At 36.9% G+C, this 18194-nt stretch carries 18 protein-coding genes, 2 tRNA genes and 1 pseudogene; 5 read left to right on the top strand and 16 right to left on the bottom strand.

The genetic code is table 11. The features are described from left to right. Window positions 1-64: 64 nt before the first annotated feature. The 10 genes from LMB57_RS03675 to LMB57_RS03630 all read right to left on the bottom strand — a co-directional run bounded on the left by LMB57_RS03675 (window position 65) and on the right by LMB57_RS03630 (window position 8822). The gene (locus LMB57_RS03675; protein ID WP_229271175.1) at window positions 65-3175 is read right to left on the bottom strand and encodes a mucin-binding protein; all 3111 of its coding nucleotides are present in this window, start codon (window positions 3173-3175) and stop codon (window positions 65-67) included. A 274-nt stretch (window positions 3176-3449) separates the two neighbouring features. After that, window positions 3450-4310 carry a hypothetical protein gene (locus LMB57_RS03670; protein WP_229271176.1) on the bottom strand — a complete coding sequence of 287 codons (861 nt, stop codon included), beginning with the start codon at window positions 4308-4310 and terminating at the stop codon, window positions 3450-3452. Window positions 4311-4455: 145 nt separating this feature from the next. Then, window positions 4456-4528: transfer RNA gene (locus tag LMB57_RS03665), tRNA-Glu, on the bottom strand. Between the two features lie 62 nt (window positions 4529-4590). Continuing rightward, on the bottom strand, window positions 4591-4839 hold the full coding sequence (locus LMB57_RS03660; RefSeq protein WP_229271177.1) for a hypothetical protein: 249 nt from the start codon (window positions 4837-4839) through the stop codon (window positions 4591-4593). Between the two features lie 230 nt (window positions 4840-5069). Next, a complete protein-coding gene (locus LMB57_RS03655; RefSeq protein ID WP_229271178.1) occupies window positions 5070-5399 on the bottom strand; it encodes a hypothetical protein in 330 nt (109 codons plus the stop codon). Between the two features lie 91 nt (window positions 5400-5490). Beyond that, a tRNA-Gln gene (locus LMB57_RS03650) sits at window positions 5491-5563 on the bottom strand. Window positions 5564-5627: 64 nt separating this feature from the next. Continuing rightward, complete coding sequence (locus LMB57_RS03645; protein ID WP_229271179.1) at window positions 5628-6104, bottom strand: DUF7679 family protein; 477 nt, start codon at window positions 6102-6104, stop codon at window positions 5628-5630. 116 nt (window positions 6105-6220) lie between these two features. Next, window positions 6221-8158, bottom strand: coding sequence for a copper-translocating P-type ATPase (locus LMB57_RS03640; protein ID WP_229271180.1), 1938 nt, complete (start codon window positions 8156-8158; stop codon window positions 6221-6223). Further along, window positions 8158-8445, bottom strand: coding sequence for a cupredoxin domain-containing protein (locus LMB57_RS03635; protein WP_229271181.1), 288 nt, complete (start codon window positions 8443-8445; stop codon window positions 8158-8160). Before LMB57_RS03635 ends, LMB57_RS03640 begins: the two co-directional genes overlap by 1 nt. Continuing rightward, window positions 8445-8822, bottom strand: a complete 378-nt coding sequence (locus LMB57_RS03630; RefSeq protein ID WP_229271182.1) for a cupredoxin domain-containing protein — start codon at window positions 8820-8822, stop codon at window positions 8445-8447. The genes LMB57_RS03635 and LMB57_RS03630 overlap by 1 nt, the downstream gene beginning before the upstream one ends. Window positions 8823-9087: 265 nt before the next feature. Between LMB57_RS03630 and LMB57_RS03625 the strand changes: the two genes are divergently transcribed. Both LMB57_RS03625 and LMB57_RS03620 read left to right on the top strand, forming a co-directional pair. Then, entirely contained in the window at window positions 9088-9669 is a 582-nt protein-coding gene (locus tag LMB57_RS03625; RefSeq protein WP_229271183.1) for a matrixin family metalloprotease, read from the top strand. A gap of 83 nt (window positions 9670-9752) precedes the next feature. Continuing rightward, window positions 9753-10664: a DMT family transporter gene (locus tag LMB57_RS03620; protein ID WP_229271184.1), complete on the top strand. Its 912-nt coding sequence runs from the start codon at window positions 9753-9755 to the stop codon at window positions 10662-10664. A 175-nt stretch (window positions 10665-10839) separates the two neighbouring features. Here LMB57_RS03620 and arcC read toward each other — a convergent pair whose 3' ends face one another. After that, window positions 10840-11772 (bottom strand): carbamate kinase, encoded by a 933-nt coding sequence (arcC, locus tag LMB57_RS03615; RefSeq protein ID WP_229271185.1) that lies wholly within the window; start codon window positions 11770-11772, stop codon window positions 10840-10842. Window positions 11773-11788: 16 nt separating this feature from the next. Beyond that, window positions 11789-12796 carry an ornithine carbamoyltransferase gene (gene argF / locus LMB57_RS03610; protein ID WP_003670402.1) on the bottom strand — a complete coding sequence of 336 codons (1008 nt, stop codon included), beginning with the start codon at window positions 12794-12796 and terminating at the stop codon, window positions 11789-11791. Between the two features lie 255 nt (window positions 12797-13051). Here argF and LMB57_RS03605 point away from each other — a divergent pair, with 255 nt between their 5' ends. After that, the gene (locus tag LMB57_RS03605) at window positions 13052-13891 is read left to right on the top strand and encodes a DNA-binding domain-containing protein (protein WP_019251320.1); all 840 of its coding nucleotides are present in this window, start codon (window positions 13052-13054) and stop codon (window positions 13889-13891) included. A 247-nt stretch (window positions 13892-14138) separates the two neighbouring features. Here LMB57_RS03605 and LMB57_RS03600 read toward each other — a convergent pair. Beyond that, a pseudogene (locus LMB57_RS03600) lies at window positions 14139-14327 on the bottom strand (FGGY family carbohydrate kinase); the annotation flags it as partial. A gap of 144 nt (window positions 14328-14471) precedes the next feature. Between LMB57_RS03600 and LMB57_RS03595 the strand changes: the two are divergent. After that, window positions 14472-14771, top strand: a complete 300-nt coding sequence (locus LMB57_RS03595) for a hypothetical protein (RefSeq protein WP_229271186.1) — start codon at window positions 14472-14474, stop codon at window positions 14769-14771. 39 nt (window positions 14772-14810) lie between these two features. On the opposite strand, the gene LMB57_RS03590 is transcribed toward LMB57_RS03595, so the two are convergent. Further along, on the bottom strand, window positions 14811-15017 hold the full coding sequence (locus LMB57_RS03590; protein WP_003667510.1) for a hypothetical protein: 207 nt from the start codon (window positions 15015-15017) through the stop codon (window positions 14811-14813). A gap of 76 nt (window positions 15018-15093) precedes the next feature. Further along, window positions 15094-16452 carry a glucose-6-phosphate isomerase gene (locus LMB57_RS03585; protein ID WP_229271187.1) on the bottom strand — a complete coding sequence of 453 codons (1359 nt, stop codon included), beginning with the start codon at window positions 16450-16452 and terminating at the stop codon, window positions 15094-15096. Between the two features lie 180 nt (window positions 16453-16632). Here LMB57_RS03585 and LMB57_RS03580 point away from each other — a divergent pair, with 180 nt between their 5' ends. Further along, complete coding sequence (locus LMB57_RS03580; RefSeq protein WP_229271188.1) at window positions 16633-17247, top strand: sugar O-acetyltransferase; 615 nt, start codon at window positions 16633-16635, stop codon at window positions 17245-17247. Window positions 17248-17316: 69 nt separating this feature from the next. On the opposite strand, the gene LMB57_RS03575 is transcribed toward LMB57_RS03580, so the two are convergent. Further along, window positions 17317-18177: a GRP family sugar transporter gene (locus LMB57_RS03575; protein ID WP_229271189.1), complete on the bottom strand. Its 861-nt coding sequence runs from the start codon at window positions 18175-18177 to the stop codon at window positions 17317-17319. Between the last annotated feature and the right edge of the window lie 17 nt (window positions 18178-18194).

Below are 18194 nucleotides of genomic sequence, written 5' to 3'. Positions count from 1 at the left end.
AAGGAGTACAGAAGAAATTTACCATTAGTGGTTTATTCCTTCTGTACTCCTTTATTAATTTCATTTATTTAAAATAGCCTTTAAATGCAGCAAAGATTCCCCTTTTATCTCCAGTTGTATCATCATCGATCGACTTAATTTGTTCAATTGATGATTCCGTCTTACTATTACCATGAGGAGTCACTGCCATTAATTTCTTTAAGGTAATAGTATAGGTTTGTGTCCCGGCTGCAAAATGATGATCAGCTGGAAAACTATTCTCATCAAGGACATAGCCCTCATCCTCAAATGATTTAATTTGAAGAGTTGGATCATAGTTAAATTCTTCACCGGTTACCCCAGTAAGCTCCTCGGATGTTAATTCTGCACCAGTTTGGTCAATAAATTTAACTAGAATTTTAGCTGGTTGTGGAGTGTAACTGATCTTTTCATTTCGAGCGCTCGCATTTTCATCAACCTGTTCAGCAGGAATAGCAGGTGCATCATACCCCGCGATGGGTGCTGGAATATATTCAGGGATCACTCCCTTGCTCCATGCTTGCCAAATATCGCTCCCAAGCACCTCGTCATGAACACCAAAACGAGTAACAATTGCTTCTTGAGTTACAACTTGTTGGGTTTTATCAGGCATAGTAATCTGAATAGTTCGCGTTACATGATGCTCCTTCTTTAGAGGAGTAGTTTGGTGTGTAAGATAAACATAATATTGTTGTTCTGGACTACCAGCAAAGTACTCCCCCTTTAATGCCCCTTTGTCAGCCTTAAACAATTCATACCCGGCATCTGCAAAATCCCATAGTTCATTACTATACGTTTGTCCTTCTGTAACATTTAATCTTTGGGTCTGATTATCAATAATCCGCCCAGAAGAAGGTTTGACAATTGGTAATCGATTATCAGGGACATCAACATAAAAAACAGTAATTTGTTGGGTTTGTAGATCTTGTTTACTAACAATAATCTTGTATTCTTTTTCTTGATCACCGTCTTCAGCCATTAAGCGGGCATTTTGCGGTAGTTCATTGTCAATAATCACATAACCTTCATCAGCAAGCCGATCCGTTTCAACCGTTGGTTTATGACTGATCAAATCGCCAGCAAGTCCAGAAATTATTTGTTCATCAATTTCATTTCCAGCTTCATCGACGTATTTAATCTTGACACTAACTTGCTTGGGATGGTAGATAACGTTAATATTGCTATCTTTTGAAGTTAATGAAATTGCTTCAGCATCAACATTTTTACCCGTATATCCGGGAATACGTGGTGCGGCAACTGCGGGGAGAGTAGCTTTACTCCAATCACTCCATGTTTTTTCATCGGTTGTGTTATCTATAATTCCAAAACGCTGAATTTTTCCAGTTTGCTTAATGACCTGCTTAGAGCCATCTGGCATATTAAAAGTAATAGTTCTGGTTACTTGGTGATCTTCATCGATTTTTTCAATTTTATGAATAAGATAAACATAGTAATCTTTAGTTGGCTGTCCACCCACATATGTTCCTAATTTAGCGCCTTGTTCATATTTATAAATCTCAAAACCATTTTCTTCACCCCAGAGTTGGTTATGATAATCTTCATCACCTTTACCGGTAAAAGTTTGGGTTTGATTTTCGAGAATTTTTCCGTCACTTGGTTGTAAATCATCTTTGGCTTTATCGGGGATATTAATCAAGTCAACATAGTAAACATTAATTGTCTGTTTATTTTCAACTATCCTTACCTTTGCTGGTGAGGTGATTAACATATCATTATCCTCACTCCCGTTAAGAAAATAACCAATAATAACATTATAATCACCAGGTGTTGCACCTACTAATTCAGAATCATCAACAATAAATGTTTGCTCAGGACTAACCGGAAGCTCCTCATTAGTTGAAGAGAGACCACAAACTTTTTCAATTCCGCCAAATGAAGTCCAATCATCTTTTGCCTCTGCCTTAAGAGTAAATGATTTAGTAATAAGGAGTTGATGAATAACGACATAGGGAACAAAGTCAAAGCTTTCAAAATCAAGATAAGTAGGTTGAACCATGAATGCGGAAGCACCCATTAACTTTCGTCCTGTTATATCAACATTTACTGAAAAGCCCTTTTCCTGAATTGCACTTTGAATAGTGGCCAGCTTAAAGAAGTATTGACCGCCCTGCCACATTACCTTATCCCCATCAACGTCAAATGAAACATCATTATTAAAGTTACTGATTGCATACGGTACTTCACCCAACGTTGGCATCATTGCTTGAACATCTTCTGAAAATACTTGATCACCATCTTCAGTCCGGTTAAGTGCCATAAATGGGATATTTTGATAGGCATCATGAGCAAAAATAGGCGTACTTAAGCGGAAGTTTAATTGTGACGTTGTGTGCTTATTAACTGTTAAATCGTAAAAGGCATATTCATTTAAATTAAATTGCTCTTGAGTATTAATGTTTTCTAGATTTGTAATCTTAAAAGGAAATTCAACACGGTAAGAACTGTTTGGCAATAAAGAACCAAATACCATAACCGCTGTTACCTTTTCCCAACTAAAATCATCACGCTGCTTAAGAGTATCAATCGTCGAATACTCTCCTTCGTGTCCTTGATAACTATAGGTAATATCAAATCCAGGAATTACATTTCCCTTTTCATCCTTATATTCAAGGCCGTCAAATTCATTAATCCGCGCCCCATCAAGTACAATTTGTGCTGTACCTTGCTTCACTTCAAATGTAGGCAGCGTATAGACAACTTCAACTGATTTGGTAGTTTCTGTATTATTTTTCAAATGACCATATCCACTAAAGTCAGTAGCTGCGCGATAATTAACTAATGATGCCGTTTCACTCATTGAATTACGACTTACAATCGAACGACCTTTATCCTGACTATCACTATTAGTTGCCTGTAAGTAAGTCCCATGCATTAAGCCACCTAAATCATCAATTAGTTGATATTCACCTAATGCTGGATTATTTTTTATTACCGGTTCTTGGCCGTTCAATTTTTGTTGTTGAGCCGCAAAATTGGGCGCTGCTTTAAGCATTTTTTCCAATAATGGCGTTCTATTGAGTGAAGCAACGCTTGAAGCAGATTCCCCCCCTAATTTTACTTGTCCGCCAACAGTTTCAACTGGGGCAAGCTCAACACCAAGTACCTCATTTTTTTTGATCTCATCTGTATCAAGCATCTTTTTTTCTCCCCCTTAAAGACTTTTATAATTCGATAACTATTATTTAGTAATGAGTATAATATACTTCATTCTTATTTCAATACTGATAAATTATTTAGTAATATCTTTTTTAATATTTTTCGCTTTTCATCCTTGATATATCAATAATTTTTCGCCGTTGATGATAATAGAAAAAGAACAAAAGAATAATTTTTCATATGAAAAAATTATCTTTTGTTCCTTTAAAAATAGTTTATTCTTTTATCATTAGATATTTGATTATGATTAGAAATTAATATTGCGGACTATCACCATCGTTTTCTTGACTATAGGCAGGAGTACTTGGTTCTTGCGCAGGAGCAGTTGGCGTACTGCTACCAGAGGTCCTATTTCCACCGCCATTGCCACTATATCGTGGACGAGAAGTATTGTAGTTTCTTGAGCTTCCTCCATTATTCGATGAAGCTGCTGTCGTGCTGCTTGAACTTGCGCTGTTACTTTGCACCGTGGAAGCAGTCGAGCTTGAAGACGAGGAAACTGTACTACTACTTGCTGAGGAAGCGACTGAAGAAGAACTAGAACTTACTGAACTGCTACTTGATGAACTTTCTTGGGTATTATCATTGTCCTTAACCTTTAACTGCTTAGTTACCTTTTGATCACCACGTTCTGCAATAATATCATAAGTGCCCGCTACATCAAATGTATAAGTATGGTTAACTAATGATTCGCCCTTACTTGCTTTGAACATCTTAACAATCTCTTTGCTCTTATGTCCCCGGATTGTCAAAGTAGTTTGTGGAGAAACCTTAAACTTAACTTTCGCTTCTCCATTATCATTTAAAGTAACTTTCCGATCAAACTGAACTGAGACTTTTCCCAAATTATCACTGTCAGAAGCAGTATATTCAACATTTTCGGTCTTATCAGTTTGGGCTGGCTTTGCTTCTTGGCGATGTGAATGAATGCTACCAAAAATTATTCCCCCAACACAAATTACCAAGATAGCGACCAACGTCCAGTTAAAAAAGACACGGCCCCCACTTACGAAATTATTACCGTTGCGGTTTTTCCGTAACTGAGAAAAATATTGAGCAGCTAAAATAATAATCACAATAACTGCTAATACTATCATTAAATTCATTACTCGCATAATTAACTCACCAAATCCATCCTATTCTTTTTCTATCTACATAAATCCATCATAGCATCAATTAAGCCTTTTCTTAACGCTTTTACTAAATTTGTAATATAAATAAAAAAGTCTGTTACTAAATGAGTAACAGACTCAATCATATTCACCCGCACGGGGATCGAACCCGTAACTCCGCCTTGAGAGGGCGACGTCTTAACCAATTTGACCAGCGGGCAATAACGTACAAGTAAAAGTATACGTTAATTTCAATTTTTCGTCAACTTAAAATCAAATTAATTTAATATTCATTTTCAATGTCAAGTAAAATTGACTCAGTTGCAGTAGCATCAGTTGGTGTGCTTAAAGCGTCCATCAGAAATGCCAGGGCTAGTGGAATTACCAAAAGCGATACACTAAAATCTGCAAATACCGTTCCGACAATTACTAAAAGAACAGCCATTTCAAGGATTTGTCGTAATCTTTTTCCAATCAGATTAATTCTCGTTGCTTGCCCCTCAAAATAAATCAACGGAGCTACTATATACATAAATATCTCTGTGTGGAAGGGAGCAATATGACCATTCAAAAAAAGGAACTAAGCCAATAATTAAGCCGACGAAAAGCCTAACATAATCAATTCAGAAGTGCAGAAAGAAGCTGGAAAGAATACTACTTAAAACTGCCGCTACCATTAAAGTAATCGTTGAAACCAGCACTCCAAAACTCTTCCTTTATAGCAAATAAGCTTTGGCACCTTTTGTCGCAGCTTAAATTGTGTTATTCAAATGATAATTCTAATAAATATACTTTCTTTTCTGGAATATGACAGGTCGTTGCCCAAACATCATGGTAATTTTTCTTCGTTCCATTGGTCATTAAAAAATAACTATCAAGAAGATCACCATTCTTTGCCACAAAATCATTTGACAAACGATTGACCATAAAACGATCAACCGGAAAATAAAATGAAGCATCAGCTATTTTTAAGGAGTCAGCAAAAAGAATCAGAACCGTATTAGTATAACGTGGTCTAATACTTTTGATTAACGATGGATGATGCTTTAGTTTTGTTAAAACATAATAAATTGAATCAGAATTACTAGCCATATTCGTCCCCTCACTTGACTGTAATTATAACAAATAACTTTCTTATCAACAAAAGACCTGCTAGATTAGCTAGCAGGTCTTTTGTTAGAAGTTGGGCATACTGGTCTCGAACCAGTAAATTATGGATTCAGAGTCCACTGCCTTACCAGTTTGGCGAATGCCCAATAAAATAAACTTACAACGATATATACTATACATGGAAGTGACTTAATAGTCAACTCTTTTTTATCATTTCTCTTCAGCACGTAATCGTTGGTATTGACGGGCGCAACGCCATTTTGTAATCAAATCGATAACAGGATGTTTTTTAGAGTCACACCAATAATCAACATCGGCCCAAATTTGCTTTTGCGTCCATTTGTCATAATCATGATGTAAGAAATTATAGTTTTTTAAGACTGACTGCTTTTTCCAGATGGTTGCCATTATAAATTGACTTCGTGTCCGTTGCACAGTTTTTTTAACCTGTGCCGGATCAACTGCTTCCACCCCTAGTACTTTTGCCGTTCCAATTGGCGGAATGGGCTGACCACTTGGCAAATATGGAGCTAAGGGAACATTGATCAATGCATCAAGAATGACTTCTTGCCAATCTTCTCGTGTCTCATAACGATGCATTAACCCCTGCTCAACATCATTAGCGATTAAATAATCGCACGTTTTTCCCCAGCTTAGTTGAGTATGAACTAAAAATGCTGTTGCCATTTTAAATACTCCTCCATCATTTTTATTAATATTTTACCGCAAAACCCTTTCACTTTGTGCAAAATATAACAAAAAAGAAGCTAAGGATTATATTTCTTAACTCCTTATCATCTTATTTAAACTTGAACAACATGCTCTCCCGCAATCTTAGTTTTATTTAACAGCAAAGAAGAACTAACAACAGAGACAGAACTAAAGGCCATTGCTAGGCCGGCAAGCTCAGGACTAAGAGTAAAGCCCACAAATGCAAATAATCCTGCAGCGATTGGAATACCAATGACATTGTAAATGAGCGCCCAGAAAAGATTTAATTTAATCCTGTTAAAGGTCTTCTTAGAAATATCAAGTGCCCGGACAACTCCTCGCAAATCATTTTGAACGAGAACAATTCCACCAGAGTCAATTGCGATATCGGTTCCAGATCCCATCGCAATTCCAACATCAGCTGTCGACAAAGCAGGGGCATCATTAATTCCATCACCAACAAAGGCAACTTTCTTACCATTGTCTTGAAGTTTTTTAATTTGTTGAGCTTTGTCATTTGGCATCACTTCAGCAATTACCCTATCGATACCGACTTCATCAGCTATTGCTTGAGCTACCCGTTTATTATCACCAGTTAACATCACAGTCATTAATCCACGTGCTTTTAACTCCGTAATTGCATCTTTGGAACTCGACTTCGGAACATCTTGAATGGCAACTAAGCCGATTACTTCCCCATCAAGACCAACATAAACAACTGTTTTAGCTTCATTCTGTAATTTTTCCGCACGTGATGCCATTTCCCGGGAAATATTTACATCAACCAGAAGCCGATTGCTACCAACAAATGCTACTTGCCCATTATAATCTGCACGCACACCCTTACCTTCAATTGCTTTAAATTTATCTACCTTTACTGGTGAGGTCCCTTTATCTTTCGCCTTTTGAAGGATTGCGGATGCCAATGGATGCTCAGACGATTCCTCAAGACTAGCAGCTATTGTTAATACTTTTTTAGCATCGCCAACAATATCAGTTACAACTGGTTTGCCGACCGTAATTGTCCCTGTTTTATCAAACACAACAGTATCAATATTACTTACTTCTTGAAGGACTTCACCATTCTTAATAAGGACACCCATCTTAGCACTTCTTGCAGTACCAACCATTAATGCTGTTGGAGTTGCTAAACCTAATGCGCACGGACAAGCAATAACAATTACTGAAACAGCAAATAATAATGCTTGAACAAATGTTGCGCCAACAAAGGAATACCAAATCATAAATGTCAAAATAGCAATAATCATTACTGCTGGGACAAACACATTTGAAATCTTATCTGTTAAGTTCTGGATAGGAGCATGACTGGTTTGCGCTTTTTTTACTAGGTCAACAATTTGGGCAAGCATTGTATCCGCTCCAACCTTTGTGGCTTTAAAAGTAATCGTCCCATTATTATTAATTGTTGAACCAACAACAGTATCGCCAACTTTTTTCATTACCGGCATACTTTCACCAGTAACCATCGACTCATCCAGAGAAGTTACCCCTTCCAGAATTGTTCCGTCTACAGGTACTTTTTCACCCGGCTTGACCCGAATAAGGTCGCCAACTTGAACTTGATCGAGTGGTACTTTGACAAATTTGCCATCTTTTAAGACTTCAGCATCTTTTGCTTGAAGTCCCATCAACTTACCAAGAGCATTGGAAGCATTGTTATGCATTTTCTCTTCCATCGCATCCCCCAGTAAAACAAAGACAGTAACAAAGGCAGCACTTTCAAAATAAACTGCCCTATCAGTTATCATTGCAAAAATACTATAAAAATAAGCGACAGCTGTTCCTGTAGCGACTAGGGTATTCATATTTGCACTATGTTTTTTAAATGCAGCGATCGCACTTTTCCAATATGGAAATGCTGAAATTGCCATAATAATAGTAGTAGTAATTAATGCTATCCAATTATAGGCAGGCATCATCCAGTGAAAAGGCATCGCAAACATTTGTATTAACATCGGAACTGATAATACAAATGAAATCCAAAATCGCTGAATGTTTGTAAGCTTCATTACTTTACAACAACCTTTCCATGAAACATATCCATTCCACAAGCATAGTTATAAGTTCCCGGCTTGTCAGTTGGAATATCAACAGTAACTTCTTTTTTACCGTCTAGCTTCTCATCAATACCAAGTTCCTTAAATACGACTTCATTCATACACCCCATATTATCAGAGGGGATAAATTTTAATTGCGCTGGCTTTCCTTGTTTGAAAGTAACCATTTCTGGTTTGTAGCCATGATTTTCTGCATTAACAACAACTTTTTTAGTTTGATCTTTTGAAAAAATACTCATTATTTAACAATCACCTTTCCATGAAACATATCCATTCCACAAGCAAAATTAAAAGTCTGGGCTTTATCTGTTGGAATATTAATCGTCGTAATCTTTTGCTTTGTTAAGTCCTTATTAACTCCTAGCTGTTCAAATACTACATGTGATAAACAAGCCGTCGAGTCATGCATATCAAAGTTAACTTGAGCCGGAATTCCCTTTTTCAAGATAACTGTTGATGGAGAATAACCACCATTAACGACAATCGTTGCAGTTTGTTCATCATTAACAATAGTTGATTTTCCCGCCGCCTCTGTATGCTTTCCGAAGAACCACCAAACAATAAATGCAATCAAAAGCAGGGCAATAATTATAACGGCAATTCTCAATATTTCCACCTTCTTTTAGTTTACAACTGTAATCATATTATAGGTACAGCATACTATCAAAGTTTACAGTTGTCAACAATAAAGAAAAATATTAAATAATGGACGTTTTACTCTTTTTTAATTAGAATTTGAATATTAGGGGGTGTGACCGATTAAGAAGTCCAATTTCTTATTAACCTTATTTTATTTATTACTCTTTGGCGGAATTATTTGGTTTTATCAAAATAATTCTACCTTTCAAGAACAATTTAATATTGGCATTCATAATGCTCAGGTGCTTACTCAATCGTGGCTACACCGAATAACCGGTAAAGAGATTACAACCCCAACTAAACAAAACGCTGACCAGCAAACTGGAACACGAGATACACCTGCTGATGCACGCTGGGAACAAAACTCTGCAACGATCTATATTAATATCAGCAATCCAGTATTAAAGAATGCAACAGAAACCGCAATTACCCAATGGAATAGCACGAAGGCATTCACATTTAAAATCGTTAATGATAAGAATGCAAATATTAGTGTTTCCGCTGTTAACGATCCAAACAACGGGGCAGCAGGGCTCACCAATACAAGTATGAATTCCGCAACTGGATATTATCTGCACGCAACAGTAGAGCTAAATTCTTATTACCTATTAAATCCTGCCTTTGGCTACTCACAAGAACGAATCGTAAATACTGCTGAGCATGAATTAGGGCATGCAATTGGTCTACAGCACACGAACAAGATTTCTGTGATGCAGCCAGCTGGATCATATTATCCCATTCAATCACGAGACATACAGGCTGTGAAGGCTTTATATTCACGAACTCCACAACCAATCATCACTGAAGATAATTCCAACAGATAGTCATAATTAAAAGGACGAGCTCACGCTTCACAAAATTGGTATGGTAAAATAAAGTAGCAAATCTAATTGGAAAGAGTATTTTTATGTCAAATAAAAAAGTTTTAGGTACAGCGATGATTATTACCGCCTGTACCTTTTGGGGTATTTCAGGGCTTTTTGCGAAAGCTCTTTTTAATGTTAGTAGTTCGATTACATCGATGTGGTTAACGCAGGTTCGAATGGTTTCAGCTGGAATTATTTTAGTCTTATTAAGTCAAATTCGTGGCGAGCATCCCTTTCAAATTTTTAAGGACCTTCATTCTGCATGGATTATCTTTGCATATGGTGTTTTTGGGTTAGTTCCAGTTCAGTATGCTTATTTTATGGCTGTCCAATATGGGAATGCTTCGATCGCAACCATTCTTCAATTCATCGGTCCCTTTTTTATCATTGCTTATCAAGCTATGTTTCGACACTTGCCACCACGACGAATTGAAATTATTAGTGCAATTATCGCCTTTTTAGGGGTTTTTATTATCGCAACTCATGGTCAATTTAATCATTTAGCAATGACGCTTAGTGTTTTAATATGGGGACTAATTTCTGCGATTGGCGTTGCAACGAATACATTAATTCCACAAAATATGCTTCGCGAGGGTCGAGTTCCCTCGTTAATTATTACGGGGTGGGGTCTATTATTTGCCGGATTAACCTTAGTGCTTATTCATCCTAGTCAGCCACATATTCCAAATGTTCCCTCAGTTTGGTTATATGTGTTAGGTATTCTAGTAATTGGGACCCTAATTCCCTTTCAACTAGCTAATAATTCATTAAAATATATCGATGCAACTACATTTAGTTTAATGGACGCATTTGAACCTTTATCAGCGACAATTGGTTCAGTCTTGATTTTTCATTTACAAATGACGGGGGCAGACATTCTTGGGTCGATTTTAGTTATCGTTGCGGTGCTTGCGATTAATATTCGCATTCCACAGAAAAAAATTAAAGAGTAACTAAAAAAAGAAGGTAGGGACTGTGACATAAGTTAAGTTACTTTCATAAAAAGCAAATACGCAGTACAACAATGGCCTCCAACGTCCGGCAAAACCGAACATTGGAGGCCTATTGTTGCTTGCGGGGGCTCGAAAACGAAGTCACAAGCGACTTCTGTCTCGCTCCCTCTTCTTTTTAGTTATCACGAATAACTGTCCCGACTTTACCAGCGAGAGCGTCATCAAGACCATCTAAAGAAGTAATTAATGCTTCTCGTTCTGGATGACCTTCAACAAAGGAAAGACATGCTTCAATCTTAGGTAGCATACTACCAGCAGCAAATTGCCCTTCTTTCATGTATTTCTGAGCTTCTGTAACGTTTAATGTCTTAAGGGCTTTTTCATCTGGCTTTCCATAGTTAACATAAACATGATCAACGGCAGTTAAAATAATCAACTTATCGGCATCAATCTTGTCGGCTAACAATGCACTTGAACGGTCCTTATCAATAACCGCTGGAACTCCTTCAAGTCCCTTATCAGTGATGATTACAGGTACACCACCACCACCACCGGCAATAACAAGCTTGTCAGCATCAATCAATGTTTTAATGCTATCAAGTTCCATAATCTTCATTGGTAGTGGAGAAGGAACGACTTGACGATATCCACGTCCCGCATCTTCTTTAAAAGTGTAGCCCTTTTCTTTGGCAATTTCATCAGCTTGTTCTTTAGTGTAGAAGTCACCAACTGGCTTTGATGGATTTTCAAAAGCTGGATCGTTAGGGTCAACTGCAATTTGCGTTACAATTGTTGCCACACTCTTATTCATCCAACGGTGGTGTAATTCATTTTCTAAACTTTGTTGTAAATGGTAGCCAATATAACCTTGACTCATTGCACCACACTCTGGGAAAGGAAAAGCAGCAGTTTTGCCGTGTTCAGCAGCAAAATTCATCCCTAAATTAATGGCACCCACTTGTGGACCATTACCGTGACTAATAACCACTTGGTTTCCTGCAGCAATTAACCCAATTAATGAGGAAGCAGTATTTTTTACTAACTTTAATTGTTCTTCAGGTGATTTGCCTAATGCATTTCCCCCTAAAGCAACGACTACTTTAGCCATGGCAAATGCCTCCTAATTAGTTTTGTTCACCCAAAGTTGCAACCATTACAGCCTTGATAGTGTGCATCCGGTTTTCGGCTTCACGGAAGACAACTGAATGTTCACTTTCGAATACTTCGTCAGTAACTTCCATTTCCTTTAAGCCAAACTTCTTTTCAATTTCCTTACCAACTTCAGTATCGAGGTTGTGGAATGCAGGAAGACAGTGTTCAAAGAGAACATTAGGGTTTTCAGTAGCCTTCATAACATCCATTGTTACTTGGTAAGGCTTAAGAAGGTTAATCCGCTTTTCCCACATATCATCAGATTCACCCATTGATACCCAAACATCAGCATAGATTACGTCCATACCTTTGACACCTTCTTTGATGTCATTAGTAACAACAATCTTAGCACCAGTCTTGGCAGCAATTTCATTAGCCTTATCTAGGGTTTCCTTAGTTGGTTCCAATTCCTTAGGAGTAACAACGTGGTATTCCATCCCCATTACAGCGGCACCAAGCATTAATGCATTTGAAACATTGTCTTGACCGTCACCGACAAAGGCAAACTTGATATCCTTGTAAGGCTTCTTCAATACTTCGTGAGCTGTTAAGAAGTCAGCAAGTACTTGTGTTGGGTGGTCTTCGTCAGTCAAACCATTCCAAACCGGTACACCAGAGTACTTAGCTAAAATTTCAACATTGCGTTGTGAGAATCCACGGTATTCGATACCATCAAACATTCCACCAAGAACTCGTGCAGTATCCTTAACAGATTCTTTGTGACCGATGTGTGAACCTGATGGGCCAAGGTAAGTTACATGAGCTCCTTCATCCTTAGCACCAACTTCAAAAGAACAACGAGTACGAGTAGAACTCTTTTCAAAAATTAAAGCAATGTTCTTACCTTCAAGATTCTTACCTTCATAACCAGCATATTTTGCCTTCTTTAAATCTTCAGCAAGATCAAGCATATATTCCATTTCCCGAGTGTTAAAATCGGCAAGAGTTAAGAAACTACGATTACGTAAATTAAAAGCCATTTTTATTTCCTCCTAAGGTCTTAATACAAGTACTATAATAGGATGAAGTTTCACAATACTTCAAATAAATTCCATAAATAACAGAAAAAAATTCAACTATTTTTTTTGCAACAATTTCTTTATTCACAAGGATGTAAGCGGAAACAGCTACACATTTGTAAAACAGCAGCTCTATTGTCTATTATCTTCACAAAGAGTAAAATTAAATAGTGTTTCAAGATACTTCAAACAACATCAAGAAATCGGTGAAAATACATGAATTTTTATATTTTAGATAATGATAGTAAAATTATTCATTTATTATCCAATATTATTGAAAATGATTTCAACAATACCGTCGTCGGAACAACCTCTAATCCGCAACAGGCCTATGATGATGCAATGCGCCTAGGAATTGACATCATGTTTATTGATTATGCAATGCCAGCAATGGATGGAGTTCAACTTATTCAAAAAATTCAGGACAGTCATCATTATCCACACTTCATTATGACTGCTCAAGCAATTCTGCCTTCTGTAAAAACAAGTGCATATCAACATGGGATTGATTTTTTTATTGAAAAACCATTAAACATTGCAGAAGTTAAGTCCGTTATTAAACTAGCAGCACAAAATATTAATATGTCTAACCGCCTTCTTCAAGTTTTGGACCTTGTGAGTGGTGCTGCTACGAACAATAATACGGTTACGATTAGTGGAAAAAACAAGAAAAAAGAAAACGCCCAATCTATCTTACGTTTTCTCGGTATTACAGCTGGAAATGGCGCCCCTGCAATTAACAAACTTATTAATACAATGATTGAACGAGAGATTAGTTTTGATGAAGTTAATTTTGAAGAATTTTTCCAATGTGATGAACATGGTAAAAAGATAATTTTCCAACGAATTCGGCGCGATATAAAAACTGGTCTTAATAATCTCGCCCATATGTGTATGGATTATCCAGAAAACGATATTATTCTGGAATATGCAAATAACTTATATGAATATAAAAATGTCCACAATGAAATTTCATTTCTCAAAGGCGAACGTACTAATGGTGGTCAAGTGTCACTAAAACACTTCTTTAATGGATTGATTCAAGAAATAAATTAACAATAAAATAACGGAGAAAATGACCTTAAGACGGTTGTTTTCTCCGTTATTTACATTATCTAAGTTCTTGTAAAAAGGCTTCACACTTCTCTTCATCTACCCCTGCAGCAGTTAGCGATCGCAATGGCATATTCGCAGAAATCACTACCCATGCGGCATCAGCCATCATTGGTTTTAAAGCATCATATAAGCCAGATTGTTTAAGTGCTTCTTGAATTTTAGGATTATTACTATTCCAAACTTCGCCAATGTAGGTATCCGCTGTAATCGTTGTTCCACAAAGCCAATCTCGCGGGTCTTGTTCGCTGTAGCCAGGACGAGGCTGATGGAGATCATAGCCCTAGCTTTGTTGCGCAACAATCTTGCCATCACGATCCATCGCTGAAACCTTAACTGCACTTGTCCCTAGGTCGACCCCAATTACATATTCGTTCATTATAATTTCATTCCCTTCTTAACCAATTTTATTTTTAAGTATCTTTTTTCTTACCATTCTTCTCTTCATAATTTACAATCATCGAGTATAACTTAAATTATGTTATACTAACAATAATATTAATAATAAGAAAGGATGACCATTATGATTGCATATAAAAATTGTATTCCTAACGACCTTGACTACACAGTTGGTAAGGGTGGTAAAACAACAATTCGTGTTAATGGTAAGGATATTGTTCTCACTTTTAAAGATGTTCCCGCCAAAAATCCTAAATATATGAACATTAAAATATTTTCTGTTCCTAAACATGTAATGGCTTCAATCATAATTAATGCCTATCTTAAAGATGATACTAATAATTTAGATATAAATAAAAAGGTTAAAGAGAAATTAGCAAACTGTATTAATACAGCTGTAAGAAATCGTTTTGGTCTTATTTAATAAAAAGGAAGAAGGCATCGGTCCTTCTTTTTTATTAAATTATTTTAAATGTAAAATTTTAAATTCTAAATAACACCACAAGATAATTAGTAAAATACTATAAGCGGCAGAAAGCCATACTACATATTTTAAAAATGCCAAGATATGAAAAACAGTTAATATTTGCAGACAAATCGTTAAAACAATCCATACTACTAAATGATCTTTTACCCGATCCCGATGTTCAATTAATTCTTCTTTTTTCATAAAAATACTCCAGATAAAAGGAGAGAATAGCTATGTCGTAACAGCTATTCCCCTTCTTGATTATATTTAATTTATACTAATCATTCTTATCCATCTTAGCTCGTAATTCTTTACCAATTTCTTCATAGCCTGGCTTACCAAGCAATCCAAACATGTTAGTCTTATAAGCTTCAACACCCGGTTGGTTAAATGGATTAATACCGTTTAAGTAACCTGAAATTCCCATCGCAACCTCAAAGAAGTAAATAAGGTAACCTAACGTATATTCATCTTCTTGTGGGATATGAACAGTCATCACTGGTACTCCACCATCAGTATGAGCAGCAACCACTGCTTCATAAGCCTTGGTGTTAACGTAATCCATTGTCTTACCTTCCAAGTAGCCTAAACCATCAAGATTATCTGGCTCAGTTGGAATTTCCATGTCATAATTTGGCTTATCAAGCTTAACAACGGTTTCCATTAAGAAACGGCGACCTTCTTGGATGTATTGACCAAGTGAGTGAAGGTCGGTTGTGAAGTTAGCTGAAGAAGGATATATTCCTTTTTGATCTTTTCCTTCTGATTCCCCAGCTAATTGTTTCCACCATTCCGCAAACATCCGCATGTTAGGCTCGTAGTTTTCGAGTAATTCTGTTTCATAGCCCTTACGATAAAGAATGTTCCGGTAAGCAGCGTATTGGTAGGCTTCGTTCTTGGTTAGATCAGGATCAACATAATCCTTTTCCGCTTGTGCAGCTCCTTCCATCAGCTTATCAATGTCCGCACCAGAAGCAGCGATTGGCAAAAGACCTACCGCAGAAAGAACTGAATAACGTCCTCCAACCCCATCAGGAATAACAAAGGTTTCATAGCCATGAGCATCTGCTTCAGTCTTTAAGGCACCCTTAGCCTTATCAGTAGTAGCATAAATCCGCTTATTAGCTTCATTTTCACCATACTTCTTAATTAAAAGGTCCTTAAAGATTCGGAAGGCAATTGATGGTTCAGTGGTTGTTCCTGACTTTGAAACAACATTGATGGAAAAGTCTTTATCACCAATTAATTGGATCAAGTCGTGAACATAGGTTGAACTCAAGGAGTTACCAGCAAAGACGACCAATGGAGCTTTCCGGTCTTTTGCCTTTTGAGCTTGATAGAAAGTATTGTGTAAGAAGTCGATCGCCATTTGGGCACCAAGGTAAGAACCACCAATTCCAATAACAACTAAGACATCTGAATCACGTTGAATCTTATCAGCGGCCTTTTTAATACGAGTAAATTCTTCTTTGTCATATTCGGTTGGTAAATGGAGCCAATCACGGAAGTCGGCACCAGCACCAGTTCCATTCCGTAATTCATCATTAGCGGCGTTAACCATTGCTTGCATTTCGCCAAGTTCGTTTTCATGAACAAATTGCTTTAATGCGCTACTGTCAAATTTAATGTGTGTCATTCCAATAGCTTCTTTCTATTTTTATTTTTTAGACATTTAAATGATAGCGGATAATGAAGTCGGTTTCAATCAGAACTAGCAAATTTTTCTCATTAATGAAAATTGACAATTTAAGGTTAATTAAGCATACTGGAAACACGCAGCGTATCCGCTTACATAATTTGAAAGGAAGAATTATTCATGGATAAAAATACTGAAAATATGTTAGCTGGAAAGTCTTATCGTCCTGGAACACCGGAACTGAATAAGTTTTCTCACCTTGCTCATCGTCTTTGTCGTGACTATAACTTAACAACTGATGAAGATACTGTTGAACGAGGAATGATTATTGATCGCCTATTTCCTCATCATGCTGACGGAATATATCTTCAAGGACCTATTCATATTGATTACGGTCGGTTTACTAAAATAGGTAAGAATTTCTATGCTAATTTTAACTTTACCATTTTAGATACATGTCCTGTTACTATTGGAGATAATGTAATGTGCGGCCCAAACGTCTCGATCATTACAGCCATGCATCCTCTCATGTATCAGCAACGTAATATTCGTCAACAAGCAGACGGTCAGTTCGATGACGTTGAATATGGCAAACCAGTTACAATTGGCGATAACTGTTGGCTTGCAAGCAATGTAACAGTTTGTCCAGGCGTAACAATCGGCAATGGTTGCGTTATCGGAGCAGGTACTGTCGTTACTAAAGATATTCCTGATAACTCCCTTGTTCTTGGTGTCCCAGGCAAAGTAATTCGTCCTATTACTGAAAAAGACCGCTTGGAAAATTTCCCTTATTAAATAATAATTCATACATTAAAAGACCTTCATCAAAAATCCGATGAAGGTCTTTTTTAGTTTTAATATAATTTAAGCAAAAATAGTTAAAATACTTCCGGCAACAATAAAGATGATTCCGGCAATTGTAAATGACATTTCCCGCCGAGTCTTGTGTTCATGAAGAACTAAGATACCACCAATTGTTGCAATAATAACGTTCATTTGCGTGAAGACAAAGGCTGTATTAATTCCTAATGCTCGTCCAGCAAAGATATAAGCTAAAGCAGCAATCCCCCAAGAAATACCACCCCAGATATTGAGGTATTGCTTCTTTTGCTTAAAGGAGTCAATATTTCCTGAACAAATAGCATAAATAACAGATCCAAGTAAAATACCAAGCATTTCTGGAAGGAAGATACCTAAAGAACTATCATTAGCAACCATTGGCATCTTTGGGAACGCTGAGTAAACCCAGTAACCAATAGAAGTAATTAATAGAAAAAGGAAATTCTGAACAGTAATTTTCTTTCCGCTGCTCTGATCAGTAACAGAGGTCATCAAAGCACCAACAATAACAATTGCTAAGGCGATGAAACCAATAGTAAGAGCACGTGCTCCACGCCATTCTCCAAAGATAATAACCCCAATCAAAGAATTACCAACTAATTGAAGTACTGTTGATAGGGGAATCGTATTTGAAACACCCATCCGCTTAAATGAAACAAATTGTCCAATTTGACCAATTGTCCATAAAGCACCACACAATACAGAGAACCAGAATCCAGTCGTTGTAACAGTTGGATGACCAATAATAAATGCAACCAACCCAACAATCGTAGCACCGGCACCAATACCAAACATTTGGTTAATCGTTGAACCACCAATCTTACCAGTGATCAGTGGCATAATTCCCCAACCAATCGCAGGGATTAAAGCAAGTAAGTAGTTCATAAAAAATTCTCTCCTAT

This window comes from Limosilactobacillus secundus (assembly GCF_020784695.1).
Taxonomy (GTDB): Bacteria; Bacillota; Bacilli; order Lactobacillales; family Lactobacillaceae; genus Limosilactobacillus; species Limosilactobacillus reuteri_F.
Note: the sequence above shows the minus strand (reverse complement) of the source record. Positions and strands in the feature narration are given on the sequence as shown.